This window comes from Streptomyces sp. SGAir0957 (assembly GCF_043523415.1).
The window spans coordinates 13,575-38,099 of sequence record NZ_CP027290.1; the positions used below are offsets into that span (position 1 = coordinate 13,575).

Consider the following 24,525-nt stretch of genomic DNA (forward strand, 5'->3'; position numbering starts at 1 on the left):
GCGGGGGTGTGCGGTTGTGGTCAGCTCCGGGGCGATGCCGGGTGATCGTCTGGGGGAGGGATCAGACCGAGGTGGTGGGTGAGCTCGCGGTGGAGGGGGCCGGGCAGGATGCCGGTGTGTCCCCAGCGGACGATGAGGGTGGCTACCTGCCTCAGTTTGGTGTTGGTGCGCTGCGAGATCTCCACCAGCACCTTCCATGCCTGCTCGGGCGGGAGGTGGGCGCGGGCGACGATGACACCGATCGCCTGGTCGACGTCCGCGTGGGAGACGACCGCCTCTCTCAGCTGGGCGATCTCCCTCTCGAGCGCCGCACGCGTGGGCGGCGCCTCCTGCTCCCGGCCGGCGGCCGGTTCTGCTGTAGCCGTCATGGTGTGCCTCCGGGGTCACGGGAGGGGCAGCGGTGTTCATTCTCCCACCGGCCTCCTGCTCCCTGGCGCCTACCCCCGGCCAGCATTCAGACAAACCACCTGCGATCCCATGCCCGGCCAGCGGTCATTTTGGCAGACGGGGAGGGTGGGGTGAGGAGCGGGGTCCGGGCCCCTCGCCGGGCGCAGATTCGCCGATGAACCTGTACGCGGCACCGGTATTGCCTCCGGCTCCGACAGTCTTCACTGCGCACCGGCGCATATGCCAGTGCTGCAACCGACCACATTAACTACGCCCGCAAAGAGCAGGAGATCTCCGCCGTCTGTACCAGCCCGCATTCTCGGGGCTATGGCCAACATCGTTAGCAGCGAGCGTAGTTGTTGCAGCTACCACTGATGCGTCCGGTAGCACCCAGCACGTGGCCCGCCCTTGCCGTGCACGATGCGCGCTCATCCCGCATCCCGGGGCTACCGTGGCAGAGGACCGGAACGGAACGAACTCTTCGTGGAGCCGGTGCAGCCGACCGACTCAAAGGCGTGGCCGCCCGCCCGCGAGTACTTCGGCAAGGGAGCGGGCGGTCACGGTACGCGCGGCGAGCAGCTCCCCTTCCCGCTCACCGCGCGGGGTGTCCCCTTCCCGGCGGCCTGCGGGCGTGATCGCCGGGAAGGGGACGGGAGCCGGGGCCGCAGGAGGTCGGCGCGCAGCCCCGGCAGGCATCAGCCACAGACAGGAGTGTCAGGGGTGGTGTCCTCGAGGGCCGGGAGGGCAGACAACGGGCGCGTCACAGGGGGCGGGCCCCGCTTGAGAGTAGAACCGCCCGCCGGGCGATGGAAGACCCACCGGTGGCCATCGCCAGCGGGCCCGGCCAGGGCTGGGTGTGGTGAAGCTGCTGGGATCACGTGTGCCTTGCTTGCTGGCCGATGCAGGGCAGGAGATGGTGGGCCGCTTGGGGGCCTCGGTCAACGCGAGGTCATGAGGCCGGTGCGCAGCCGGGTGAGGACGCGGGTGATGAGGCGGGAGACGTGCATCTGGGAGCAGCCCAGGTGGTCGGCGATCTGCTGCTGGGTCTGTTCCTCGACGAAGCGGAGGTGGATCAGGGTGCGGTCGCGTTCGTCGAGGCCGGCGATGAGGGGGGCCAGGGAGTGGAAGTTGTCGACGAGGTCGAAGCGTTCCTCGTCCATGCCGATGAAGTCGGCGAGCAGGGTGTCGGATTCGTCGTCGTGGCCGGAGACGGCGGCGTCCAGGGAGACGCTGTTGTAGCCGTTGGAGGCTTTCTGGGCTTCGGCGACCTCGGCGGCATCGAGCTGCATGAGTTCGGCGAGTTCGGCGGTGGAGGGTGAGCGGCCCAGGCGGCTGCGGAGTTCCTCGGTCGCCCGGGACAGCTCCAGGCGGGCTTCCTGCAGGCGGCGCGGGACATGGACGGCCCAGGAGGTGTCGCGGAAGAAGCGCTTGATCTCGCCGGTGATGTACGGGATGGCGAAGGAGGTGAACTCTATGCCGCGGGTGAGCTCGAACCGGTCGATGGCCTTGATCAGTCCGATCATGCCGACCTGGACGATGTCCTCCATTTCCTGCTGACCCCGGTGCTTGAACCGGGAGGCTGCGTACTGCACCAAGGAGAGGTTCATCTCGATCAGCACATTGCGCACATAGGCGTGTTCGGCAGTCCCCTCTTCGAGCTCGGTGAGCCGGTCGAAGAAGTGCCGGCCGACCTCCCGCGCATCCCTCGGCGCGATCGACGCCGGGTCCGCGTAAGCGCGGTCGATCAGATGCGGGGCAGGGCCGGTCGTGCACGTGGTGGTGGATGCTGTCACGGTGGTCATGCGTCCGCCTCTACTGGTTTGCCTGATCGAGCCTGGCTGCAGCCCCCTGCATCCTGCCCGGCTTCCCCGGTGTGCGCTGATCAGTCACGCGGCCGCTCTTCCGCCGCCGGAACGTGGCGCCTATGAGTACAACGCCGTTCAGTGGGGCGGAAGTTACGGCCAGGGATGGCACAGAGAAGATCCAAGATCACGGAACGCTGGCCTCGTCCGCTAATTCTGGGGCCGGGCCCCGCATCGCGGCGGGTAAGGCAGCCAGCGGACGCAGGGGGCAGGGGTCGTCCGGGCTACGTTCACAGGCGATGCGGTGTGTACGAGGCGGGCGCATCCGCCCAGAGCAGCCAGCGGCGTGCGGCCGTCAGGTGACGCGCCCTGCCCGCGCTGTTCACTGTTCCGGGCTGTTCAGGAGGTCGCTGCACACCTGTGGCAACGGGCGTCCGGTGGCGAACGCCCGGGCACGCAGCAGGGCCAGGGCGTCGGGGACGGGGATGTCGTGGCGGGCGGCCAGCAGGCCGGCGGCCCGCTGGGCACTGCACCAGTGCGCGTCGACCAGGTCGGCCGGCTGCCACGGGAGAGGCTGTAGACCGCCGAAGTGGTGCAGGGCGCGCCACAGCAGAATGTCCGCGATCGCTCGGGCAGCGGCGGTAGCGCCAGCAAGCGGTTCCTCGCCGTGCTCCCAGGGAGTGTGGCGCACCAGATCGATGGCGCCGATCGGCTGTCCGGCCCCCGCAGGAGTAAGGGGCAGAGCCAGCAGGAGCGCGACGCGCGGCAGTTCTTCGCGTAGGCGGGAGCCGAAAATGGGCCACAAGGTCAGGTACTCGGCAGGGTCCAGGCACACCACCGGACTTCCCGATGCGGAGGCCGCCATGCACGGCCCTGGCCGGTCTCGAACTGCAGTTCCTCCAGCCGCAGCGCCTCCCTTCCGCTGGCGCCCAGCACCTGGCGGGCCTCCGTGTGCGTCAGCAGAGACATCGATGCCCCGGCCACGTCCAGGCCCTCACACAGGGCACGGCACAGCCTGCTGGGCAGACCTGCTTCGTCCCCCTGCGCGGCACGCTCCACCGCCCGTACCACCCGTGCAACGCTCATCCGCCACGGGTGCCCACGCAGAACCTCCCGTCACCTTCCCTGATGTCAGGAGGTTCTTCCCTGCACCCACGGCGGCGCTTTTCTCAGGGATTCAAAGCCTGTGCCACGCTCGGGTGGCAGGACAGCACATGGTTGACGCCGATCAGTTCCACCACGCGCTGGACCGGCCCGTTCAGGGCGGCCAGCCGCAGCCAGCCGCCTGCCTCGGCTGCGGCCCGGTGCGCGGTAAGCAGCGCGTTGATGCCGGTGGAGTCCATGAAAGTGACCGCGCCGAGGTCCAGGACCGTGCGCGGCTTTTCCGCTGCACCATCATTGGCGGCGCTCAGGGCCGCGCTCAGGGCGGGGATGGAAGAGGCATCGATCTCCCCGGCCGCGGTGAGGACCTCTATGCCGGCAGTGGTGTCGCGGGTGATGGAGAGCCGCGCGGGCGCCCCGGCCGGTGTTTCGTGAAGCTCTGACACTGTGTTCCTCAACCCTTGCCTGTCATTCCCGCGGAAAGGGAACCGAGTGGCATGCATCCTATGCAGTCCGGGGCGTGGGCGTGCAGGGTGCGGGGTACTGTGACCGGACCACCGGTATGACTGTCCGGGATCCAGAGTGCATAACTGCGGGAGCGTGAATGCCGGAAGACTTCGAGCCGGATTCATCCCCCGATGGCGGCCCCCGCCTCTTCGAGATATCCGTCGACCTTGACGGCGACGCCGGCTGTATCGCCCGGGCGCGCGCCAGCGCAGCCGGCTTCCTGCGCCGGGCTCGCGAGCAGTACCGGCTCCCTGTTGCGGACCGGATTGTGGAAAACGTCCAGCTGGTCGTCAGCGAGCTGGTGACCAACGCGATCAAGTACGCGCCTGGCCCGGCGCGGCTGCAGATGCGGATCCAGGACGCGACCGTGTGGATCGAGGTGTGGGACAGCGCCCCGCACCGTCTCGCCGTCCACGACACCAACCCCCAGCGCATCGGCCAGCACGGGCTCGAAATCGTGACCCTGCTCACCCGCACCCTGACCGTTTACCCGGACTCCGTCGGCAAGCGGGTCACCGCCTCCCTCGACCTGCACCCACCACACGGCCTGACCGCTTAATGGCTGCTTGATGCCGGAAGGCACCGAGGAGCCACCCAGTCGACCAGAGATGGGAACGCCCCGGCGACGAGCCTGCGCGGCGCCCGCGCACAGCACCTCTGCACCCAAAGCGACGAAATCGTTCCAGTGGGCGTCTGCGTGCGCATCTGGTGTCTACGGCGCCGGCCCTCGGCGCTGTAGCGGCCCTGGCAAGGGCCTTCACGATCCGAGTCCGCTCACGCACCGTGCGTGCGGTAGCAGAGTGCTGTGTGATGCCAGAGGGGCTTGCGGGAAGGAGTGCTGGAACCGGAGGAGGACAACGTGACGAAGGGCGAAGACCCGTTCGGGCTGGTGCAGGTGCTGGCCGCGGCGGAGGACGCCTCGCCGGTGGCCTCCGTCGATGTCGTGGCCCGCCACCTGCGCAAGCGTTTCGGCGCACAGTACGTGTCCTTCCTGTTCACGGACGTGGCCGGGCGGAAACTGGTACGGGTCAGCGAGGAGGCCGACAGCCAGCGGGGCCTGGCCCCCAGCGCTGAACAGATCCCGCTGGCCGGCAGCATCTACGACGAGGTCCTGCGCAGCCAGAAGCTGCTCCAGGCGGCTGACGGCCGCCCCGGGCGGCGCGTGCTAACCCCGGTCACCAACCGGGGCGATGCCATCGGTGTGCTGGAGCTGTTCCTGCCTGAGGCCAGCCCGGACATCCTCGAGCAGGTGGAGCAGGCCGCGCACGCGCTGGCCTACATCGTGGTCACCGACCGCCGCTTCACCGACCTCTACCACTGGGGCCAGCGCACCGCCCCGCTGTCTTTGGCCGCCGAGATTCAGCACGGGCTCCTGCCCACCGCCTCCGCCTTCGAGGCAGCCGAGTTCACCCTCGCCTGCGCACTCGTCCCGGCCCGGACCGTGGCCGGGGACACCTACGACTACGCGCTCAGCCACGACACCCTGCACCTGTCACTGACCGACGCGGTCGGCCACGACATGAACTCCGCCCTGCTGGCCACCATCGCCGTCAACGCCTCCCGCGGCGCCCGCCGCTCCGGCGCGAGCCTGGCCGAGCAGGCCGACAGGACCGGACAGGCCCTCCTGGACCACGGCACACAGACCTTCGCCACCGGGCAGCTGGTCCGCATCGCCCTGGACGGGAGCGGCGCCCAGCTCGTCAACGCCGGCCACCCCTGGCCCTGGCGCCTGCGCGCCGGCGCCGCCACCCAAGTCAATCTCGCCGTGAACCTGCCCTTCGGCGTCTACCCGCCCAGGCCCTACCGGGTTCAGGACATCGACTGCCGCCCCGGCGACCGGCTCCTGTTCTACACCGACGGAATGCGAGAGCGGGACGCCGAAACCGTCGACCTGCCCGGCCTGCTCCGTGCCACCGCCAGCGAACACCCCCGCGAAGTCGTCCGCATCCTCACCGCCGCCGTCACCGACGCCAGCCAAGGACACCTCAAAGACGACGCCGCCGTCATCTGCCTGGACTGGCACGGCCCGCACACCCAGCGCCACACCTCCGCCGGAGCCGACACCACCTGACCCAACCATGGGGTAAGGAAATCCCCTGGCAGGCGCCGCACCCGGACACCACACGCACACGGCCCCGCGTGACCCCTACGGCCGCCCGCGGGCAAGCATCCTGCTGCAGCGGCGCGCCTGAACGCAACAGCGCCCCTCGTACAGCAGCTTTGGATGCGCTGTGCCAGCTGGATCACCCCTGCGCCTGGCACGGCAACCGGTGCTGGCCCGGCCTGTTCCAGTCACGGCAGTCCGGTCCAGAGCCCAACGGGGAGCATGTCACCGGCGATCAGGAGCGCGTCTCACCCGCACACCACAACCAGGCGCAATGTGGGGGATCTGGTCCCAGCCCTGGCTGGCGTACCGGCTGTCACCATGACAGTGCTGTCCGGGTCGGCGGGCGGGAATGGGCGGCGTAGTAGGTGCTCGGCGCGATCGGCGCGTCCGTCTCGGCGAGGACGTCGCAGATCGGCTGGACGCCGAACGTCTCCTTGTACTGGTCGATGTAGGCAACCTTCAGCGCAGTGGACGGTCCAGCTCCGCGGCGAAGAAAGCCGAGGCGGACTTCAGTATGGCGTTCGCCCGCCGCAGTTCCTTCACCTCCCGCTCCAGCTCCGCGATCCGGGCGGCCTCCGCACTGGTGGTCCCGGCGACGGTGCCCTCGTCGATCTCGGCCCGCTTCACCCACCCCCGCAGGGCCTCGGGGTGCACGTCCAACTGGTCAGCGATGCGCTTGATCGCTCCGGCCCGACCGGCCGGGTCCTTGCGGGCCTCGACGGCTAAACGCGTCGCGCGTTCGCGCAGTTCGTCGTGGTACTTACGGGAAGCAGCCATAATCGGCATCCTTCCGGGTCTTGATGATCTCCATCAAACCCGGGGCGATTCACTTTCCGGTAGCCGACCACCAGGGCACACTCGGGCTGCCATTGCTTTCTGCCCAGATGGCAGAGGGAACTCCGCCTGATCGGCACCACGGCGGAGCCGCTGGCGAAGGAACGAACTTGCAGTCGTACTTGCCCTGCACCACGTCGGTGACGTTGATCGGCGCCCACTGGTTGAACAGGTGCCTCAGGCCGTTCCCGGTGGCTGGGGAGACTGCGGCAGCCGGTCGTTGATCTTGTTGAGCAATGCTTCGAGGGTGCCTTTTTCGGCGTCGGTCAGCGGGGAGAAGATCGTCTCGTCGACTTCGGCCAGCGCCGCGTTGAGTCCGGTGATCAGCTCGATGCCCGCAGGTGTGGCGTATACGCGTTTTTGACGCTCGTTGCCGTCCTCAACCCTGCGCTCGATAAACCCACGACGTTCCAGCCCTTTCAGCATCAGCGAGATGTTGGCTGGAGTCGTGCGGCTCATCTCGGCGATGTCGCGCTGGATCGCCCCCGGCCGCTGTTCGAGATATCCGATCACCATGGCCTGTTCGTGGGTGAGGCCCCGGGCCCGGACCCACGTCTCCGCCGCTTTGCGGTGGGTCCACAGAATCGAATGGAACAGCTCGAAGCTTCGGTTCCGGGCGCCCCTCTGTTCATCCATGCCTGCCATCCTACGGCTTAACAGTGCAGCACTTAACTGTTTGTCCGCGGGTGCCGCCGGGACCCAGCGGTACGTGCACAAGCCGACCCCTTGGGGTGCCGGCCCCGATCGCGTCGGTGTCGCACCGTCGCCGGACCAGCCGAGCCAGTATCCGATGCCCGGCCGGGCGGGCGTCGGTCAGCCGGTCGACATGGTTCCTTCCTTGCGCAGCGCGATCAGCGGGTTGTCGGTCCGCCAATACTTCTCGACGAGCTGCTCCTTGAGGAGGGCTTCACGCTCCAGGGCGATCTGGCGCAGGTATTCGGGGTCCTGGAAGAACACACGCTTGCGGATGACCTTCCCGTCCTCCACGTCGACGAGCTCGATCGTGGTCATCGACCACGGGTTCCCGGCCACGTCCTTGCCGTGGTTGACCCCGATGCACACCACACGGCCCTGGCCGTCGGCGAGGTTCTCGTCCTGCGCGTGGTCGCGGTGGGTGAACCCGCACAGCTCGTGCATCCGGTGACGGCCGAGGGCGATGTCGTCGGGCCCCCGGAAGACACCTCCGACGGGGGCACCGATGTTGATCTCGATCTCCTGCTCGTTCTCGAAGAAGTCGACGACCGTGGCGAGATCCCCGGGGGTGAACCCACCCTGCTGGTCGGCGCGGGTCATCGCGGCGTAGAAACCTGCCACCACGGCACGGTCACGGTCTGCCTGCTGGCAGTCGGTCGGCATGATGTCGTGCTCCTTGATGTTGCGTGGGGTTGGTGCTGTCAGACGGGTCGTGGTCGGGACCCAGGGGTGTGACGGTCAGAGGTTCAGAGCGCCGCCGGCCCCTGTGGCGAGGTTGCGGCCGACAGCGCGGCGACGGCCGTGCGGGCCAGCTGCTCCTGCCCGGCGTCACTGGGATGGAGGTGGTCGCCGCTGTCGTAACGCTGGTCGAGCTGCAGCGGCGACGCCTGGGAGCGGAGCGCCTCGTCGAAGTCGATGGCGATGCCGGGGCCGAGAGCGCGGATCCATTCGTTGACGGCGCTACGGATCTGCTCGCGCCTGTCGTCGTAGTTGTCCGATCCGGCCCTGGCGGTGATGGTGGCGATGCGGACCCTGATACCTGCGGCACGGGCCTGGTCCAGGAGGGTTTCGTAGCCTGTGATCAGCTCCGCCGCGGTGGGCAGCTCCTCAATGGGCTCAAACTCGCCAGGCAGGCCCAGGTCGTTGGTCCCCAGGGCCACGATGACCTGGGCGGCTCCGGCGGTACCAAGCACGTCGTCGTTGAACCGGCTCAGGCCGGAGCGGCCGTTGGACAGATTCGCGGGCCCCGCGTCGAGGCGGAGCCTGTTGCCGGGGATGCCGCGGTTGACGACCGAGAGACCGGAACCTTCGGGCAGCAGACCCGCAGAGATCTCGGGCCAGCCCATCGCGGTGATCGAGTCGCCCACACACACGACGACCTCATGCGGAGCACGGCACGCGACCTCGACGGTGCGCAGAAACGGTCCGCTTTCGTGTACGGCGATATTGACGTCGTCGGGCATGGGAAACGGTGGGGCGGTGACGGCCGGGAACTGGGCGACGCCGACATGATCACCCGGCTCGGACACCTGGCAGGTGAAGTCACTGGCGCTGGCGAACAGCGGTGGGAAGAGCGTCCGCTCGGGCAGGTAGAAGTCGACGTTCACCGCTGCGTGAGACCCGACCGGCAGCTCGACCGGGTCCGTCGTCACCGTTGCGCCGACCGGAATCGTCACATCATTGCGTCCGCCGAACGTGGCGGCGACCGTACGGCCGCCGGCGGAGACGGCACTGCGGCCGATGCACACCGAGTGGTCCCCGAACTGGTTGCTGAACTGCAGACGGACCTGTTCGCCACCGATACCGACGCGCAGATGCGACCGGAGAGTGACATCGGCGAACCATTCGCCGTCGGCGCAGACGTCCGGCAGCGCCTGGCCCCAGGTGGCGTGCCATGTGAGGGGGCGCTCGGAACCGCAGGTGTGAGAGGTGGGGGTCTTGGACATGCCCACCACTGTGACACTGAAGTATTAAACAGTCAAGTAACTAATCAATAGCGTCAGGATCGGGGCGGCAGGCCGGCTAGAGCATGGCGCCTCCCGTGATCCTGCCTGCCAGGCCAAGACTCAGGCTGCGGAGGTGGACCGGTTCGCCGAGTTGCCGACCGGAGCCGGGCTCGTCACGTTCACCCGGCTGCTCCACGACCCGGCCTCCGAGCGGGGCTTCCTCGACGCCCACTTGTTGGCCCGCCGCCCCTAGATGATCGATTCCAAGGGGTCAGTGGTCATTGAAGCTTCCCCTTGATCGTGGACACCTGGAGACTGGGATCTTGAGGTTCCAGAGGAAGTAGCAGCAGGTGGCAAGCAGATACACGAAGCGGTACACCGAGGAGTTCAAGCGGGACGCGATCGCGCTCGTCGATTCCTTCGACACTCCCGAGCGCCCCAAGGCCTTCTCCTTCGACTCGCTGGAGTTCTTCTTCGTGATCGCGCAGTACTTCCGGGAGGCCCGCGGGCGACGCCGCCGAGCCGCGTCAACTCCGTTGAGCGCCAGATCGGGCGCGCCCTGGACGACGTACAGGAGCGCCGTGCCGTATCCGGCCTGCCTCTGCGGTTGATCTTGCTGCTGATCGCCTGTCAGAAGGCGGGCGGAGTGGTCCGCCTGACGCAGGAGGAGATAGCCACGGTGCTGATCGTGCCCCGGGCGAAGATCAACGAGGCACTGCAGGAGATCATGAAGCACGGCATCGTGTTCAAGGTGCGCCGCGGTGTCTATCAGTTCAATCCGCCCTACTCCTACCGGGTCGCCGAGTTCATCCCCGGCACGGAGGACGCGGATCACGAGTGGGTACAGGTGAACCAGGACCAGCGGATCGCCGAGATCCGCAAGGACGAATCGCTGCCGGAACTCGTGCGCTTCCCCTCACTGGACCGCATGCGCACCGAGATCGAGAAGGTCCGCAAGGAACGCGCTGGACAACGCGCTGCGCGTAGGCTCGCCAGGACGCAGCGTCTTGAGGAAGGGGATGCCCAGTGAGCACTCTGAAATGGACGGCGACCAACGCCGACAGTCTGCTTGCCGACCTGGACCTCCCCCCGGCCTCCTACCGTGCACTTCTGAAACTTCGTGCTCTCAGCGAGCCCGGGGGACAGATCGCGATGGACCAGGCGACCCTGGGGACACTTCTGGGCCTGAGCCGGCCGAGCATCAACGCCGCGCTGCGCAGCCTCGAGCTCGCGCGGCTGGTACGGAAGATCCGCAACGGCGTCTACCAGATCAACCCTATGCTCGCCGGTCACGCCTCGCCCGCGGACGCCCAGGCGGCCTTGAACGCCATGCCGAAAGCCGACCGGCTGGACAACCGCAACTACCTGTCGAACTACCACCAGGCCGTTGCCGACTACCAGGACTAGCTCGCCAAGCAGCGGGAGAAGCGCGCAGTCGCCGCTGCCGCGAAGAAAAAGGCGGCCGCCAAGCGTCGCGGGTCCCTCCACGCGGTGGGCTGACCTCCGCACGGCTCGCGTCCTGCACATAGCCGGTCTCGACACGATCATCGGCGTGTACCCGAGCGTGCAAGCCGCTCTCGCCTGCCCCCCGGGGGGAACCAGTCCTGCTGCGGGCTGTCCGGCCTGGCTCACCGCTGCCGGGCGGGCGTAGACGGCCGCCCGGATACGCACGGCCACATACCAGGCGCCCTCGCCATCCCTGAAAAACTGCTGAGCCGCGTCGAACATGGCCACCGCCCGCAGCGAGGCCTGCTCAGCGAATCACTGAGGCGTTGTCACCGATCACCCGGTCCGGAGATGATGGTGCTGCCGCTTCGCGCGGCCGGGCCGGCTCCGCCTGCAACGTATCCCCGTGAAGGCGGAGCCGGGCCCCCGTCGATTCCCAGCCATAAACGCGCAGTTGACCCGTGATCGGACCCGTTCGCATGACGCGTGTAGAGCGGCGCGGTTACCGTCGGTTCATGGACGGGCAGCAGTGGCTGGCCGCCTGCCACCCCGACCCACGGCAGGCCCAGCAGGAGTGGGAACAGCCGCCGTATCTGGCGGTGTTTCCGTGCGGGGCGCATTTCGATGTCGTCTGCCTGCCACAGCCGCTTGCCCTGAATCTGCTGTGGGAGCTGGGTGACGAGGCGTTGTCGGTGCCGGTGCTGGAGTACCACCTGGCGCGGCGCCCCGTCTTCTACCTGCTGGCCGAGGTCGGTATCACCGCATACCTGCAGCCGCTGGACGAGGAAGCCGCCGTGCTCACGGCCGGAGACGTCCTTCCCGCGCCTTCACCCCAGGCACAGACCAGCGGCGTGCGGCATCACTCCCGGATGTGGCGCACCGCCCCCGACGGCAGCGGCCACCTCGCCACCGCCGACAACCTGCAGAGCGCCTACCGGCGTGCGTGCGACAAGGAACGGCAAGCGGCACGCGTCCGCTCCGCCCGCACCGTCTTCTGGGGCGCCCGCCACACCCGACCCGGACGCGGCGGCTGACCCCACACCGGGCCCTCACGGGCGAGGACGCTCCAGGCTGCACGGGGCCCCCGTGCGGGCGGGGTCACCTGGGCTCAACGGCGACGGGGCGCCTCCCGCAGCCTTCGCGTGCATGGTGCAGGCCCTGCTTTTGGGTGGGGCGCCTTCGACGCGTCGGCGTGCCTGCCCGGGCGGACGCCGCGTGTGCAGCAGCCTTGGATGCGTCGTGGCAGCCGACTCACCCTCGCACCGTCACGGCTAATCGGTCGTGGTCCGGCCTCCTCCAGTCACGGCCGGACCACGACCGGCCACCAGAGGGCCGGCTCAACTACCCGCCCTGCTCGCACCATCGTGGGCGTTCGAAGGGTCATCGGCGGGTGACGGCGTAACCCGCATCGTTGACGGCGCGGGTCCACACGTCGCGGTCGAACCACTTGGTGATGTCCGGCTGCAGCTCGGTGACGGTGCGCATCCTGGCTTGCCAGTCGTGACCGGCCGGGCCGCGGCTGCCCTCGCATCCGGTGCAGCCGTCCTCGCCGTGGATGTGGCCGGCCATCCAGGCGTTGACGGCGACGTTGATGATGACCGCGTACAGGTCGCCGCCGGTCTGCGCGAGGGAGTCCGGCACGCCGGCAAGGACCAGGGCGAGCTCGGGGTTGTCAATCGGCGGCATCGGGGCCTGCCCCACGTCCATCTCGCTGCTGCTCTCCTCGAAGGAAGACCGGCTGCGGGCGAGGCCTTCGGCCATGGCGGCCGCGTCGAAGTAGCGCCAGGCCGAGCGCACCTGGATACCGAGCCGCTCTGCCACCATGGTCATGTTCTTCACGATGGTGTCCTCCACGGTCGCCGGCGCAAGGGTCACCCCCAGGCGCGCCAGCTCAGCCAGGGTCTGGGCAACGGCTTCTTTGAAGGCCTTCGTGTTCCGCACCATCGCATCGTAGGGGGGCGGGAGCAGCCGCCAGGCGGCTTCACCCGTACTCAAATGCCGACAGAAGCCAGCCGTTGGGCGATGGGGCAGCGGGCCGGGGGGCGAGGCGGGAACTGCGGGATCCGGATGCTCGGCCCTGAGTTAAAGGTGCGCCGGTGCAAGAGGACGGTTTTGTGATGCTGATGGCCCCACCCTGTTGCGCGAGGCGGTGACGGGCCCGAAGACAGTGCCGTCCGGCCGGCTCCCGGGGTTCGAGGGCCAGGGGCCGGCCGGAGGCGGAGTGCACCCGCCGTTCATTACATCAACGGCACATAGACGGTCCGCTCACGCCCCACCTGGCACGCTTGGCAGCGCACCGGGCCTCGCTGGCCGGATAAATGGGAGGGACGCGGGGTGCTTACTCGGTCAGTAACCGGCTTGCCCAGCGCGGACGATGTTGTCGGCCTGGGGGCCCTTCTGCCCCTGGGTGATGTCGAAGGTGACCTTCTCACCGTCGAGGAGCTCGCGGTAACCGTTGCCGGAGATGGCGGAGTAGTGAGCGAAGACGTCCGGGCCTCCGCCGTCCTGCTCGATGAAACCGAAGCCCTTGTCGCTGTTGAACCACTTCACGGTGCCGCTGGCCATACCTTGCATCCTTCACCTCAGCCGAGACCGCCCACATCCGGGCAGCGGGAACCCAGCATCCAAAAAGGGCTCCGGGCGGAGCACTTCGCCGCTATCGTGCCCCACCCTCCGAGCCTTCGCTGAGTAAGCCGCCGGCCTCGTCGACGGCACCTTGCTCCGCGTTGTCTAGCGCCAAGACCCGCTCGGTGGGCGGGTCTTGGCAGTCGGGCGGCGGATGCGGTGGCGTGGGTGGGCCCGGCGGGGCGGGCGGCCCAGCGTGATCTGCCGCATCAGCTGCTGGAAACAGACCAGCGCCGCCAGCCCCGGCAGCGCCGCAGCCCCCGCATCAAGCGGGTGGGGGGCAGCCTGGGCGATACACAGCACCATCGCCACCAGCGAGAACAACCCCACCACGGCCCAGGCATGAGCCGCCCGGCGCCGGTGCAGCCCCGCGCGCAGAACCGAGAGGGAGGCGACCGCCCAGGGTCCGTAGATCAACAACGGCCAGGCCCCCACCGTGTAGGCGGGGGCACGACCCACGGCGACCTGGCGCAGCGGGTGATAGCTGACCAGGCCGCTGAGGACACAGACTGCGCAGACGGTGACCGCAGCCATCACGGCGATCGCCAGGCTCGCCAGGCGCAGCACACCGCCGGGGAATCGTTTGTGCCCTCGCGCGCGGGAGCGGCGGCGTGCCCGCCGTCGGCGGGCCACGGGGGCCCTGGGGGCTGGCTGCAGACCGTTCAGCTCGGCGGCGGCCATGAGCGCGGGTGCGGCCATATCGGTGGGAACGAGATCGGGTGCAGGTTCGAAGAGGGGTGTATGGGCGGCGTCGACGAGGGTGTCGGCGTCGTCGTTGACGGCGTCGACGAGAGTGTCGGCGTCGTCGTTGACGTCGTAGCCGGGATCAGGGGCGGGGTTGCTGCCTCTTTCCTGGTCGATGGCCTCGCTCAGCAGGTAGGCGAGTTCCTCGGCCGGGTCCCATGGCGGTGCCGCGAAGTCCAGGAGCCTGTGGGGTTCGTGCCAGGACGGGGAGAAGGCGGAGCCGAGTGGTTCCGGGCTGGCCGTAGCGGGGCTGGGGATGAACGGCTGGCGGCGATGACGGCCCGATGCTGGTGTGTCAGACACGGCTGTGATCTTGCAGGTAGGCGTCGACGAGCGGGCGGGAGGCGCGTTGGAGACCGGCGGCGGCCGCGTAGGCGGCCTCGATACGCGCCAGCTGGGCGAGGTGGTCGTGCACCAGGCCCGCGGTGCGCCGCAGCGCGACCAGCTGGCCGGCCTGAGCGCGCAGGGCGGCGGGCGCCGCGCCCGTGCCGGGCGGCGAGTAGACCCAGCCACCCATCCGGATGACACCCGCTTCACCGGCCGGTGCATCCATCCGTGACGCCTGCGCGGAAGCGTTTGGCCCTGCTGTCGTCATATCGCGAACAACTCGCCGGAAGCAGGGAAGGGTGTGCGGCATACGGGTGGCCGCCAAGTCATCTCATGGGCGCTTTCGGATGAATGATCATCGCCTTGTGCCGCTCCGCTATCCGGCCGCGGACGCGGGCCATTGCCTGTGTGAGCCGGGCGGCTCTTCGGCCGGCCCGGTGGCGGCGCCCCACACTCCAGCGCCCCGAGTAGCGCCCCGAGTTCCGAGCTGTCTGGGATTGCGCGTGACGCACACTGCTCAAGGCGCTCAGGGCGGAGAGAACGGCTGCGGAACCGCTCATTGATTCGACACCCGATGGTGAGCCAGGCAGAACCTTTTCATGATCACTGCGCTGCTACTTTCCCGCTTCGTGATCAGCACTGAGACTGCAGCGCAGCAGGACGTGTTCCAGCCCCTCCTGCTGCGTCTGGCCGAGGCCGAGGACCGAGTGCGCTTGGACGCGCTCGTCGCCTCGGGCGCCGTACGAGAAACCCACGACCGTATCGATGACCAGCTCGCCGAGCTCGCGCGCTGCCTGCACCCCGCGCAAGCACTGAGCGGGGACAGGCTTCGGGCGACTGTCGAGGAGTTGTGTGCGCGCGCCGACCGGCACCGCTACGGCACTTGGGCGTGGTACCCGTGGTCCGGGCGGCTGGTGCACGTGCTGCCCCAGGCGGAGTTCCGGCGGGTGCGCACCGACCGCAACCGCGACAAGATCACCACTGGGCAGCAGCAGCGTCTGCTGGGCTGCCGGATCGGTGTGATCGGCCTGTCGGTGGGCAACAGTGCTGCACTCACCTGCGCCATGGAGGGCGTAGGAGGAGCGTTCCGTCTGGCGGACTTCGACCACCTGGGGCTGAGCAACCTCAACCGGCTGCGGACCGGTGTCCACGACCTGGGCCTGCCCAAGACCGTCTTGTGTGCCCGCCAGATGTACGAAACCGACCCCTACCTCGACATCGAGCTGTGGCCGGGTGGCATCACCAAGGACAACGTGGAAACCTTCTTCGGCGCCGCCGGTCAGGAGCTGGATCTGCTGATCGAAGAGTGCGACACGGTCTGGGTGAAGGTTGCCGCCCGTGAGCTCGCCCGCGCCCGCCGCGTCCCGGTGCTGATGGACATGAACGACCGCGGGATGCTGGACGTCGAACGCTTCGATGAAGAGCCCGGCCGCCCGCTCTTTCACGGCCGGGCCGGGGACATCACCGCCGGCGACGTGCGCGCCCTGGATGCGGCCGGCCTCCTCGCCCTGCTGCTGCAGCTCTGCGACGCAGACCGGCTGAGCCCCGCGATGACCGACGCGCTCGGACGTATCGGATCGACCCTGTCCAGCTGGCCGCAGCTGGCCAGCGGCGTCCAACTCGGCGGCGCTCTCGTCACCGACACCGCCCGGCGCATCCTGCTCGGCGAACCGGTCGCCTCTGGCCGCTACTACATCGACCTCGAATCCCTGATCAGCCCCCGCACCCATGTGGTCCGCGACATGGTCGGAGCCGCACCGTGACCCACCTGCCCGAACTGCACGGCGAACACCTGTGGCTGCGCGAGCTGCGCGCCACCGACCTCGCCGCCTTCGAACGCATCCACACCCACCCACTGCTCACCCGCTACCTCGGCACCGACCGCATGGACGCCCGCCATGCCCAGGACGCCTTCGCCCATCACCTGGCCCAGCCCTTCAGCCACCCGCGCCGCAAGCACACCCTCGCCGTGTGCGCACCGGGTGAGGAGGCGATGGTCGGCACCATGGGCCTGCTCCTGGAGGACTACGGCCGCAACGCTATGCTCACCAGCCTGGTCCTGCTGCCCGACGCCCCGGTGCGCGGATACGGCCACGAGGCGGGCCGGCTGCTGATGGCCCACGCCTTCGGCCCCTTGGGCCTACACCGCATCTGGGCCGGCCACCGCGCCGACCACCCCCGGATGCGCGACGTGATGCTCGCCGCGGGACTACACCCGGAAGCCACCCTGCGCCAGCTGTTCCACACCCAAAATGCCTGGCACGACGTCACCACCTACGCCGCTCTCGCCCCCGAATGGATCCCCACCGCCACCCCCACCGAACAAGCCATCCTGCGCAGCGGCAACGCTCTGCTCCCTGCCTGACCCCGTTCTTGTGCCTTGGCCGGGCGCCCCGGAGCAGAGCAGGCGGGAGTCGGCCTACTGGCCGACTCGTAGGCACCCGGCACCCGGCACCCGGCACCCGGCACCCGGCACCCGGCACGAACGTCTGAGAAGGCCGAACCGTACTTCAGCGGCCAGTTATCGGCGCTGAGTCCGGACGGGATGGTGTTGCCCGGAGGGCATGGGGCGGCGTCCGTCCGAGCGCGGCGTTAACCGCAGTCTTCGGCTACCTCACCCCGGCCGAGACCCGGCAACGGCACCGACACACCCTCGCGGCATAACCATCGAGTGTCCACGATCACGGGGAAGCTTCAGATCACCGAGTCCGCCCACGACCTGGTCGGGGGCTGCGATGCGGCCGGGATCCTCCTTCTGGAGAACAACCAAGCCCGCACCCTGGCCCCGACCGAGCACCGGGTGGTGGAGTACGACCGGCTTCAGGCCCAACTGGGCGAGGGCCCCTGCTTCGACGCCGCCCGGCGAACCGACGACGAGCGGGTCTACCGCATCCGCGACCTCGGCGACGAGCCACGCTGGCCCCACTTCGTCCCTCCGGCCCACCGTCTCGGAATCGGCAGCATGATGGGCTTTCCGCTCTTCACCGACGACGAGGACTACGGCGCCCTCAACTTCTACTCCCGCCGGCCCGGCGCCTTCACCGACGTCGGCGAGGCCGCCGCCTGGCTGCTGGCCTCCCACGCCGCGGTCGCCCTCGCCAGCGCCCGCACCCACGCCCAGATGGAACAGGCCATCACCACCCGCCACCACATCGGCGAAGCCATGGGCATCCTCATGGCACGCCCCTACGTCACCGAGGACCAGGCCTTCGACTGGTTTGCATGCCCTGGCGCCGTAACCGAATGCGGCAGGGGGATACGGACGGCGAGGAGGGCGACGTCGTCGTCATTGTCACGGGGCCGGGCGCGCTCCAGGAGCGTGTCGGTGAAGGACTCCAGCGGCCGGTGAGCGAGGGAAGCGGCATGCTGGCGCAGCTGCTTGAGTCCCGCATCGAAACTGTGGCGGCGTGATTCGATCAGTCCGTCGGTGTAGAAGACGAGGGTGGATCCCTGTGGCAGCGTGATCCGGGCGTCGGGGCGTGGCCGGGTGGAGGCTGTCCCCAGCAGGATGCCGCTGCCCTCCTGGAGGTAGCGGGTCTGGCCGTCGTGGTCTACGAGCAGAGGTGGCGGGTGGCCTGCGTTGGTCCAGCGCAGGCTCCACTGTCCGTCTGCTTCGTGCTTGAGCTGGGCGAGGATGAGGGTGGCCATCCGCACGTCGGTGACGTGGCCCATGGCCTGGTCCACGAGCTGCACGGTGTGGTGGGGCGGCTGGTTGTGGGACCAGGCGTAGGCGCGGAGCAGGTTGCGCAGCTGGGCCATGCCGGCGGCGGCCTTCAGGTCGTGTCCGGCCACGTCGCCGATGGCCAGGAGGGTGTCCTGGTTGGGCAGGGTGAGCGCGTCGTACCAGTCGCCGCCCACGTGTGAGGCGTCGGAGGCGGGAAGGTAGCGCGTGGTCATCTGTGCGCCCGTCAACGCGGGCAGTTGTGGCAGCAGATAACGCTGCATGGTTTCGGTGACCTGAGCTTGGCGCTGGTAGCGGCGCTCGTTTTCCAGGGCGATACCGATGCGCCGGGCGATGTCTTCCACCATCGCCAGGTCGCAGGGCGTGAAAGGCTCTTCGCGGCTGGTACGGCCCAGAGTCAGGGCGCCGAGGATCTCGTGGGGCCCACGGATGGGGGCGATGGCCGCGGTCTGGATGCCGGCCGCCTTGAAGTGCTTCGCCTGTTCAGCAGCGAGCCCGGTGCCGGGCGGGTTCGCATACGTCTCCGGTCCGGTCAGCGCGGCGGCCACGCCGCGCAAGGCCCTCGCCAACGGCATGGGCGAGGTGGCGGGGATCGGCGGCATCGGGCCTTGCAGGTCCTCATGGGTGCGCAAGACACCGTCCTTGGCGGAGACCACCACAGAGCGGACGACTTCGCCGTCTTCGGAGATCAGATCGATGACGGCCCAGTCCGCGACGCGCGGCAGCAGGAGAGCCACGACCCGCCGCAAAGACCCGTGGACATCGAGGTTGTAGATCAGCTGAGCGGTGGTGTCGGCAAGCAACTCCAAGCGCTCCCCCTCGGAGATGTCTCGGGCCGTGGAAGCAGGTCGTTCATCACCATGCCGCGAAGTCTGGGCCCGCTGGAACACGATCAGGGCGGCTACGGCCGGCGCTTGCGGCGGGCACGGCAGCGCGAACCACTGGACGGCCATCAGCGTGCCGTCCGCATGAGGAAACCAGGCATGTCGGGAGATCAGGGCATCCGGCCCGGACAGTTTCCGGCTGCGCTCACACAGCTCACGGGGAATGGGCTGCCCGCCGACATCACAGTGCAGCAGGTCGTGGGCGCTATGGCCGACCATCTGCTCTGTCGTGCGGCCCAACAACTCCAACGCCCGGTCACTGACCCACGCGATGTGCCCGCGCTCGTCAACTGCGTAGATGCCGACATCGGCGCGCTCCAGCATCTCCTCCACGCCGGCCGCACTGACAGGCGGTATCTCCGGACGGTCCATGATCGGGCTCCTCAGTCGGCAGGAACGTCACCCGCGCCAAAAGCCCGGACGGCGGTGAGCACCATGCGGCGCTCGATATATGGCTGCCCTGCAAGCTCGAGGCAGGGCCGGCGGCCAGATCGGCAGTCAGGGATTCCGGCCCGGCGACCCCAGCCAGGCTGGCGAGCGCCGCCAGGGTGGCCGGGCGGCGCTGGGTGACCGCACAGCGCGCCGTCGACGCCGGGACGGTGGTTCAGGGACGCGGGCGGGAGGCAGTTTCCAGGTAGAAGGTGTCGATGCTCTGCACAGCCTGCTCGAATTCGCCCAGGTTGACGGGCTTGGTCACATAAGCGTTGGCGTGGCTGTTGTAGGCGCCGTTGACGTCGTCGGGGGCGTTGGAGGTGGTGAGGACGACCACCGGAATGGTCTGCAGTTCGTCGTCGGTCTTGAGAATCTTCAACAGCTCGCGGCCGTTCATGCGCGGCATGTTGAGGTCCAGCACGATCAGGTCAGGCCTCGGAGTGCCTGGGGTGCGCAGGTGTTCCAGTGCGGCGAGCCCGTCGGTGACCTGGACGAGGTTGCGGGCACCGCGCGCGGTGAGGGCCTCCTCGATCAGCATCGCGTCTGCCACATCGTCTTCGACCAGGAGGACGTCGAAGGGGCGGGTGGGGGTGGTCATCACTGGGTTCTCCGTGGGTCTTTCAGCTGAGTGGTTGAAGAGTCCGGGCCAGCGGCGGCGGGCGCCCTGGCGGGTCATGTCGCAGGCTGCACCGAGCTGCGGGTATCCGGCACCCGCCCGGGCCGCCTCGGCGGCCGCCTCCTGCTGCAGCCTTTCGGCGGCCAGCTGGATCCGGTGCAGCAAGCGGAGCCTGTTCAGCGGCCGTCCGGCTGCGCTGCCGTCCGCCGGCGAGGGGACGTGTGGATCTTCGTGCGTCAGCCGCAGGGCCAGCCGGGCCACCGCCTCTTCAATGACGGAATCCGTCTCCTGATCCGCAGCCTGCAACCCTCGCCCGTCCAACATGCCCAGACTGTAGATCCCAAGAGGCCAATTCGACAACACTTGTTGTCACAGGTGCTCTCCGAGACGGACCACGCCTCCGCCCACCCTCTGCCCGAAAGCCGGAGTGCTGGTACGAACGCCGTCGCCCAGGCGCTGGTCCTGATGGAACGCTTCGGTTCACCAGCCCAGATCCGCGAGCCGCAAAGCGGCGAGAGTTGGCCCCTGTCAAATGTCGCCGGGCCTCGGTGACAGGGGTCGCAGTCCGTCGAGAGTGAGATCGATGAGGCGTCAGGCCGGATCGCGCTGTTCGGGTTCGGCCGAGGTGCGGGCGAGGCCGGTGAGTGCGGCGACCATGTCGGCCGGGCTGACGTCGGAACGGATCGCGCCGGTCGCCGTACCGGCCTGCATGAGGGAGGCAAGAGCGGCCTGGATCATGTGGTGGCTCTCGTTGTACGGGTTGGTGCCGGAAGCGACGACGGCTTGCAGGGCGCCGGCCATGCCGGACTTTGGGAGCCTCGTAAGCGGGCGCGAGCAGAGCGGGAGCCTGAGCGGCCGTCGTCTAGTCGAGCAGGGTGCGGGCGAGGTTGTGGGCGTGCTGGAGCATGGGGATGTCCTGCTTGTCCCAGGTGTTGGCCACGTAGTTGAGCAGGTCCGCTGCCGCACGCTCCTGGGCGCTGGCCGTGCCGTGCAGGAGGCGGCCGGCGGCGAGGGCGATCTCCTCGCGCGGCTCGGAGTGGAAGTCCTCGGCATCGGCGTCCGGTGCGGGCTCGATCTCCAGCCGGTAGATGGCGCCGCCCGTCGCCTGCACGGTGAGGGCGCACGCGGCCGTGTCAGGGGTGGCGGCCCGGAAGCCGGCGTGGTTGAGGATCGCGGCGGCAAGAGTCTCCGGCAGCGTCGGCCTGTCGGGCCCTTCCTCAAGGACGGGGGCCCGCAGGGTCAGGGCGAAGCCGCTCCCGGCCGGGGTGGTGAACAGGACCGCGGGATCCAGGTTCGCGGCATCGTGGCGGACATCGGCAATGTGCGGGCTGTGACGCAGCGCGTCCGCGATGGAGAGGGTGTGCCCGTGCGCGTCGTAATCAATTCCGGCAGTCATGCATCCATACCTGTTTCCGGGTAGAAGAGCTTCCTCATGCGATGGGCTGAACGCCCGCCGAGACAATCCCGCACGGTGTTCAACATGACAGAAAAATGGGTTGCATCTAATTCTTTGGCGAGTATGCGGCACTTTACGCAGACGGTGAGATGGACGTTGGGACGGGTGCGGAGCCCGCCCGGCGCCTTCGAGTGCCCGCTGCCGCAGCACCGCTACCTGGCGGCGCAGATCAGGACCGGCCTGCCGGTGTCGCACGCCGGCGGCGGCCGTCAATCGCCCATCACCTTGGGGGCTGTGGGATGCCGGCCACCGCTCCAGGAGGAGCGGGACGGAGTCCGTCAGGACCACCAGCCTGGCGCCTGGGCCGTACGGCGTACCGCAGCGGCGCGTCTGCTCGCCGTCAAAGGGGGTCCTGCCGGAATGTTGGAGCCGTCGCGGCAGCCTTTCCACGCTCGGGCTCGTCGCTTCCACCCGGCGGGCCGGGCCGGAGACGTACCATGCCCGGCCCGCCCTCCGCACGCGAGCTGGCCTGGGGCCTGTTGCCCGGCCGGCCCCGGGGTTCGAGGACCGGGGCCGGCCGGAGCCGGCGTGCACCCGCCGTTCATCACATCAACGACGCATACGCTGCCCGGTCACGATGCAAGCAGCACGCGGTTGGCGTTTCGGGAACGCTCTTTGCCAGGGCCGGATGGGGTCTGCTTCCTGGCCTGCGTGCCCCGGGTGCGTGCCCCGGTCAGTGGGCGGCTTGCCCGGCGCGGACGATGTTGTCGGCCTGGGGGCCCTTCTGGCCCTGCGTGATGTCGAAGGTGACCTTCTCGCCCTCGAGGAGCTCGCGGTAGCCGTTGCCGGAGATGGCGGAGTAGTGGGCGAAGACGTCCGGGCCTCCCCCGTCCTGCTCGATGAAGCCGAAGCCCTTCTCACTGTTGAACCACTTCACGGTGCCGCTGGCCATACCTGCGTCCTTCACATCAGCCGGAGCTGCCCACATCCGGGCAGCGGGAACTCGGCGTCCAGGAGCGCTCCGGACGGAGCACTTCGCCGCCATCCTGCCCCGACCGGCCCGCCACTGCTTCGTCCGAGGGCCCGGTTCGACAGCTTGGTCATGTCACGGAGGCTTGGGAGCTCGTCGTTGCCGGGGTACGGAGCGGGTGCGGTGACGCGAGCGGGTCTGGCGGGGGGGCGGCTCAGGGTGATCTGGCGCATGAGCTGGTGGAAACAGGCCAGGGCCGCAACGGCGGGCAGGGCGGCGGTGGCGGCGTCCAGCGGATGGGGTGCGGCCTGGGTGATGCACAGCGCCATCGCGACGAGTGAGGATAGCAGCACCACTGCCCAGGAGTGGGCTGCGCGGCGCCGGTGCAGGCCGGCTCTCAGCACGGACAGGGAGGCGACGGTCCAGGGCCCGTAGACCAGCAGCGGCCAGGCGTCGGTCGAGAACGGGTCCGTGTGGCGCACGGCCACTTCGCGCAGGGGCTGGTAGCTGACGACGCCGCTGAGGATGCATACACCGCAGACAAGAGCGGCTGCGGCTGCGGCGATCAGCAAGCTGGTCAGCCGCAGCAGCCCTCCCGGCAGGCGGTAGCGCGGGCGACGGCGCCGCGGACGAGTCCGGCGAGGTAACCCAACCTGCCGCACGGGGCTGAGGTCAGCGGCGTTGACGCCTCCGGCCGCGGCTTCTTCGCCGTCGGCGCCACTGCCAGCATGGTCCGCGAGTTCGGGGGATGTGTTTGCGGCATCCGGAATGGGCTCGACCTGCTCTGGCGGGTCCAAGAGCGCGTGGGTCTCCTCGATGGCCTCGCCCAGCAGGTGGGCCAGTTCCTCGGTCGGATCCCAGTACACGGCCGGCGGTTCCAGAGCGGACACCGCCTGGCCCCATGGCGTGGACGGCCGGGCCGGTTCCGCCTTGGCACTGGCGGGGCTGGGGATGAAGGACCGGCGGTGGCGGCCAGGCAGGTCATGCACGCCGTGCCCACGCCGCCGGCACAGCAGCAGGGCGCTCGTACCGTTCGCCGTAGGCACTCTCCAAGTCAGTGAGCCGGGCCAGGAGTTCGAGCAGCGGGCCGGCAGAGTGCCGCACGTCAACAACGCGTCCGCCAGGTTGCGACATCACCGGCGCGGCATCGGGGCTTGGCGGTGTAAAAAACCAGACACCCATGCGAATCGGAGCAGTCCGACTGAAGAATGCATCCACGGCGACACCTTCCGCAGAATCACTCTTTTGCGCAGTTTTCATGCTGCACCCAACCGGACCCCGGGGCAGAAAGGTGCGCGGCATTCGAGTGGCTGTCAATACATACAGGCAGCCCTTCACTTCAATGGCGTGGGGCTGCAGGCGGGCTCCGCGTCGATTCCCGGCCATATACAGCAAGTTGAGGGGTGGCTTGTCACGTTCGTATGACGCGTGTAGAGCGGCGGGGTTAGCGTCGGTCCATGGACGGGCAGCAATGGCTGGCCGCCTGCCACCCCAGCCCCCGGCAGGCGCAGGAACAGTGGGAACATCCGCCGTATCTAACGGTGTTCCCGTGCGGGGCGCGCTTCGATGTCGTGTGCCTGACCCAGCCGCTCGCGCTGAACCTGCTGTGGGAGCTGGGCGATGAAGCCCGGGCAGTGCCGGTTGTGGAGTTCACCTGGTGCCACGCCCGGTCTTCTACCTGCTGGCCGAGGTAGGGATCACCGCGTATCTGCAGCCCCTGGAGGAAGCCGCTGTGCTCACGGCGGGAGACGTCTTCCCCGCGCCCTCCCCCGCGGCAGGATCCAGCGGCCTGCACCATCATTCCCGGATCTGGCGCACCACCCCCGACGGCAGCGGTCGCCTGGCCACGGCGGACAGTCTGCAGGCCGCCTACCAGCACGCCTGTGACAAGGAACGCCAGGAAGCACGCGTCCGCTCCGCCCGCACCGTGTTCTGGGGCACCCGCCAGGCGCGTCCCAAGCGCTGACCGCCTGACCCGCTGAGACCTGCGTGAAGGACCCACAGCCCGTCACGAGAGTCGCTCTTG

General features: G+C 68.9%; 28 protein-coding genes, 2 pseudogenes and 1 other annotated feature. Of the genes and pseudogenes, 12 read left to right on the forward strand and 18 right to left on the reverse strand.

Annotated elements, in window-relative coordinates:
* Positions 1-20: 20 nt before the first annotated feature.
* The 4 genes from C1N81_RS00535 to C1N81_RS00550 form a co-directional block, all read right to left on the reverse strand.
* Positions 21-368, reverse strand: coding sequence for an ANTAR domain-containing protein (locus C1N81_RS00535; RefSeq protein WP_394425590.1), 348 nt, complete (start codon positions 366-368; stop codon positions 21-23).
* Between the two features lie 957 nt (positions 369-1,325).
* A complete protein-coding gene (locus C1N81_RS00540; RefSeq protein ID WP_394425591.1) occupies positions 1,326-2,189 on the reverse strand; it encodes a SigB/SigF/SigG family RNA polymerase sigma factor in 864 nt (287 codons plus the stop codon).
* 382 nt (positions 2,190-2,571) lie between these two features.
* Complete coding sequence (locus C1N81_RS00545) at positions 2,572-3,054, reverse strand: ANTAR domain-containing protein (RefSeq protein ID WP_394425593.1); 483 nt, start codon at positions 3,052-3,054, stop codon at positions 2,572-2,574.
* A 304-nt stretch (positions 3,055-3,358) separates the two neighbouring features.
* Positions 3,359-3,736: an STAS domain-containing protein gene (locus C1N81_RS00550; protein ID WP_394425596.1), complete on the reverse strand. Its 378-nt coding sequence runs from the start codon at positions 3,734-3,736 to the stop codon at positions 3,359-3,361.
* A gap of 158 nt (positions 3,737-3,894) precedes the next feature.
* Here C1N81_RS00550 and C1N81_RS00555 point away from each other — a divergent pair, with 158 nt between their 5' ends.
* Entirely contained in the window at positions 3,895-4,356 is a 462-nt protein-coding gene (locus C1N81_RS00555) for an ATP-binding protein (protein ID WP_394425598.1), read from the forward strand.
* Positions 4,357-4,656: 300 nt separating this feature from the next.
* Complete coding sequence (locus C1N81_RS00560; protein ID WP_394425600.1) at positions 4,657-5,868, forward strand: PP2C family protein-serine/threonine phosphatase; 1,212 nt, start codon at positions 4,657-4,659, stop codon at positions 5,866-5,868.
* Positions 5,869-6,274: 406 nt separating this feature from the next.
* Positions 6,275-6,403: a sequence feature (AL1L pseudoknot), on the reverse strand.
* Here the strand turns inward: C1N81_RS00560 and C1N81_RS00565 are convergent.
* The 4 genes from C1N81_RS00565 to C1N81_RS00580 all read right to left on the reverse strand — a co-directional run bounded on the left by C1N81_RS00565 (position 6,364) and on the right by C1N81_RS00580 (position 9,377).
* Entirely contained in the window at positions 6,364-6,681 is a 318-nt protein-coding gene (locus C1N81_RS00565) for a transposase (RefSeq protein WP_394425602.1), read from the reverse strand. It overlaps the preceding feature by 40 nt.
* Before the next feature lie 234 nt (positions 6,682-6,915).
* Positions 6,916-7,374, reverse strand: coding sequence for a MarR family winged helix-turn-helix transcriptional regulator (locus tag C1N81_RS00570; RefSeq protein ID WP_394425604.1), 459 nt, complete (start codon positions 7,372-7,374; stop codon positions 6,916-6,918).
* A 177-nt stretch (positions 7,375-7,551) separates the two neighbouring features.
* Positions 7,552-8,094, reverse strand: coding sequence for a nuclear transport factor 2 family protein (locus C1N81_RS00575; protein ID WP_394425606.1), 543 nt, complete (start codon positions 8,092-8,094; stop codon positions 7,552-7,554).
* A gap of 83 nt (positions 8,095-8,177) precedes the next feature.
* The gene (locus tag C1N81_RS00580) at positions 8,178-9,377 is read right to left on the reverse strand and encodes a GDSL-type esterase/lipase family protein (protein ID WP_394425607.1); all 1,200 of its coding nucleotides are present in this window, start codon (positions 9,375-9,377) and stop codon (positions 8,178-8,180) included.
* Between the two features lie 136 nt (positions 9,378-9,513).
* Here C1N81_RS00580 and C1N81_RS00585 point away from each other — a divergent pair.
* From C1N81_RS00585 to C1N81_RS00605, 5 genes and pseudogenes are all read left to right on the forward strand, one after another.
* Positions 9,514-9,630 (forward strand): annotated as a pseudogene (locus C1N81_RS00585) (SAM-dependent methyltransferase); the annotation flags it as partial.
* A gap of 97 nt (positions 9,631-9,727) precedes the next feature.
* The gene (locus C1N81_RS00590; protein ID WP_394425608.1) at positions 9,728-9,988 is read left to right on the forward strand and encodes a hypothetical protein; all 261 of its coding nucleotides are present in this window, start codon (positions 9,728-9,730) and stop codon (positions 9,986-9,988) included.
* Positions 9,985-10,407 (forward strand): hypothetical protein, encoded by a 423-nt coding sequence (locus tag C1N81_RS00595; RefSeq protein WP_394425610.1) that lies wholly within the window; start codon positions 9,985-9,987, stop codon positions 10,405-10,407. Before C1N81_RS00590 ends, C1N81_RS00595 begins: the two co-directional genes overlap by 4 nt.
* Positions 10,404-10,784: a MarR family transcriptional regulator gene (locus C1N81_RS00600; protein ID WP_394425612.1), complete on the forward strand. Its 381-nt coding sequence runs from the start codon at positions 10,404-10,406 to the stop codon at positions 10,782-10,784. The genes C1N81_RS00595 and C1N81_RS00600 overlap by 4 nt, the downstream gene beginning before the upstream one ends.
* A 554-nt stretch (positions 10,785-11,338) precedes the next feature.
* Complete coding sequence (locus tag C1N81_RS00605; RefSeq protein WP_394425614.1) at positions 11,339-11,857, forward strand: hypothetical protein; 519 nt, start codon at positions 11,339-11,341, stop codon at positions 11,855-11,857.
* Between the two features lie 346 nt (positions 11,858-12,203).
* On the opposite strand, the gene C1N81_RS00610 is transcribed toward C1N81_RS00605, so the two are convergent.
* The 4 genes from C1N81_RS00610 to C1N81_RS00625 all read right to left on the reverse strand — a co-directional run bounded on the left by C1N81_RS00610 (position 12,204) and on the right by C1N81_RS00625 (position 14,745).
* A complete protein-coding gene (locus C1N81_RS00610; protein WP_394425616.1) occupies positions 12,204-12,767 on the reverse strand; it encodes a hypothetical protein in 564 nt (187 codons plus the stop codon).
* Between the two features lie 402 nt (positions 12,768-13,169).
* On the reverse strand, positions 13,170-13,388 hold the full coding sequence (locus C1N81_RS00615) for a cold-shock protein (RefSeq protein WP_394425617.1): 219 nt from the start codon (positions 13,386-13,388) through the stop codon (positions 13,170-13,172).
* A 165-nt stretch (positions 13,389-13,553) separates the two neighbouring features.
* Positions 13,554-14,495, reverse strand: a complete 942-nt coding sequence (locus tag C1N81_RS00620) for a hypothetical protein (RefSeq protein ID WP_394425619.1) — start codon at positions 14,493-14,495, stop codon at positions 13,554-13,556.
* Complete coding sequence (locus C1N81_RS00625) at positions 14,488-14,745, reverse strand: hypothetical protein (RefSeq protein WP_394425621.1); 258 nt, start codon at positions 14,743-14,745, stop codon at positions 14,488-14,490. Before C1N81_RS00625 ends, C1N81_RS00620 begins: the two co-directional genes overlap by 8 nt.
* 373 nt (positions 14,746-15,118) lie before the next feature.
* Here C1N81_RS00625 and C1N81_RS00630 point away from each other — a divergent pair, with 373 nt between their 5' ends.
* The 3 genes from C1N81_RS00630 (at position 15,119) to C1N81_RS00640 (ending at position 17,868) form a co-directional block, all read left to right on the forward strand.
* Positions 15,119-16,282, forward strand: a complete 1,164-nt coding sequence (locus C1N81_RS00630; RefSeq protein WP_394425623.1) for a ThiF family adenylyltransferase — start codon at positions 15,119-15,121, stop codon at positions 16,280-16,282.
* Positions 16,279-16,884: a GNAT family N-acetyltransferase gene (locus C1N81_RS00635; protein ID WP_394425625.1), complete on the forward strand. Its 606-nt coding sequence runs from the start codon at positions 16,279-16,281 to the stop codon at positions 16,882-16,884. Before C1N81_RS00630 ends, C1N81_RS00635 begins: the two co-directional genes overlap by 4 nt.
* Before the next feature lie 306 nt (positions 16,885-17,190).
* Entirely contained in the window at positions 17,191-17,868 is a 678-nt protein-coding gene (locus C1N81_RS00640) for a GAF and ANTAR domain-containing protein (RefSeq protein WP_394425627.1), read from the forward strand.
* Here C1N81_RS00640 and C1N81_RS00645 read toward each other — a convergent pair.
* From C1N81_RS00645 to C1N81_RS00670, 6 genes and pseudogenes are all read right to left on the reverse strand, one after another.
* A pseudogene (locus C1N81_RS00645) lies at positions 17,772-19,457 on the reverse strand (SpoIIE family protein phosphatase); the annotation flags it as partial. The gene C1N81_RS00640 and the pseudogene C1N81_RS00645 sit on opposite strands and share 97 nt — an antisense overlap.
* 232 nt (positions 19,458-19,689) lie before the next feature.
* On the reverse strand, positions 19,690-20,457 hold the full coding sequence (locus C1N81_RS00650; RefSeq protein ID WP_394425628.1) for a response regulator: 768 nt from the start codon (positions 20,455-20,457) through the stop codon (positions 19,690-19,692).
* A 267-nt stretch (positions 20,458-20,724) separates the two neighbouring features.
* Entirely contained in the window at positions 20,725-20,934 is a 210-nt protein-coding gene (locus tag C1N81_RS00655; RefSeq protein WP_394425630.1) for an SbtR family transcriptional regulator, read from the reverse strand.
* A 61-nt stretch (positions 20,935-20,995) separates the two neighbouring features.
* Positions 20,996-21,529 (reverse strand): hypothetical protein, encoded by a 534-nt coding sequence (locus C1N81_RS00660; protein WP_394425632.1) that lies wholly within the window; start codon positions 21,527-21,529, stop codon positions 20,996-20,998.
* 733 nt (positions 21,530-22,262) lie between these two features.
* Positions 22,263-22,481, reverse strand: coding sequence for a cold-shock protein (locus tag C1N81_RS00665; RefSeq protein WP_394425634.1), 219 nt, complete (start codon positions 22,479-22,481; stop codon positions 22,263-22,265).
* A gap of 11 nt (positions 22,482-22,492) precedes the next feature.
* A complete protein-coding gene (locus tag C1N81_RS00670; protein ID WP_394425636.1) occupies positions 22,493-23,389 on the reverse strand; it encodes a DUF2637 domain-containing protein in 897 nt (298 codons plus the stop codon).
* A 567-nt stretch (positions 23,390-23,956) separates the two neighbouring features.
* Between C1N81_RS00670 and C1N81_RS00675 the strand changes: the two genes are divergently transcribed.
* Both C1N81_RS00675 and C1N81_RS00680 read left to right on the forward strand, forming a co-directional pair.
* Complete coding sequence (locus C1N81_RS00675) at positions 23,957-24,193, forward strand: hypothetical protein (protein ID WP_394425638.1); 237 nt, start codon at positions 23,957-23,959, stop codon at positions 24,191-24,193.
* Positions 24,157-24,465 (forward strand): hypothetical protein, encoded by a 309-nt coding sequence (locus C1N81_RS00680; protein WP_394425639.1) that lies wholly within the window; start codon positions 24,157-24,159, stop codon positions 24,463-24,465. Before C1N81_RS00675 ends, C1N81_RS00680 begins: the two co-directional genes overlap by 37 nt.
* Positions 24,466-24,525 lie beyond the last annotated feature (60 nt).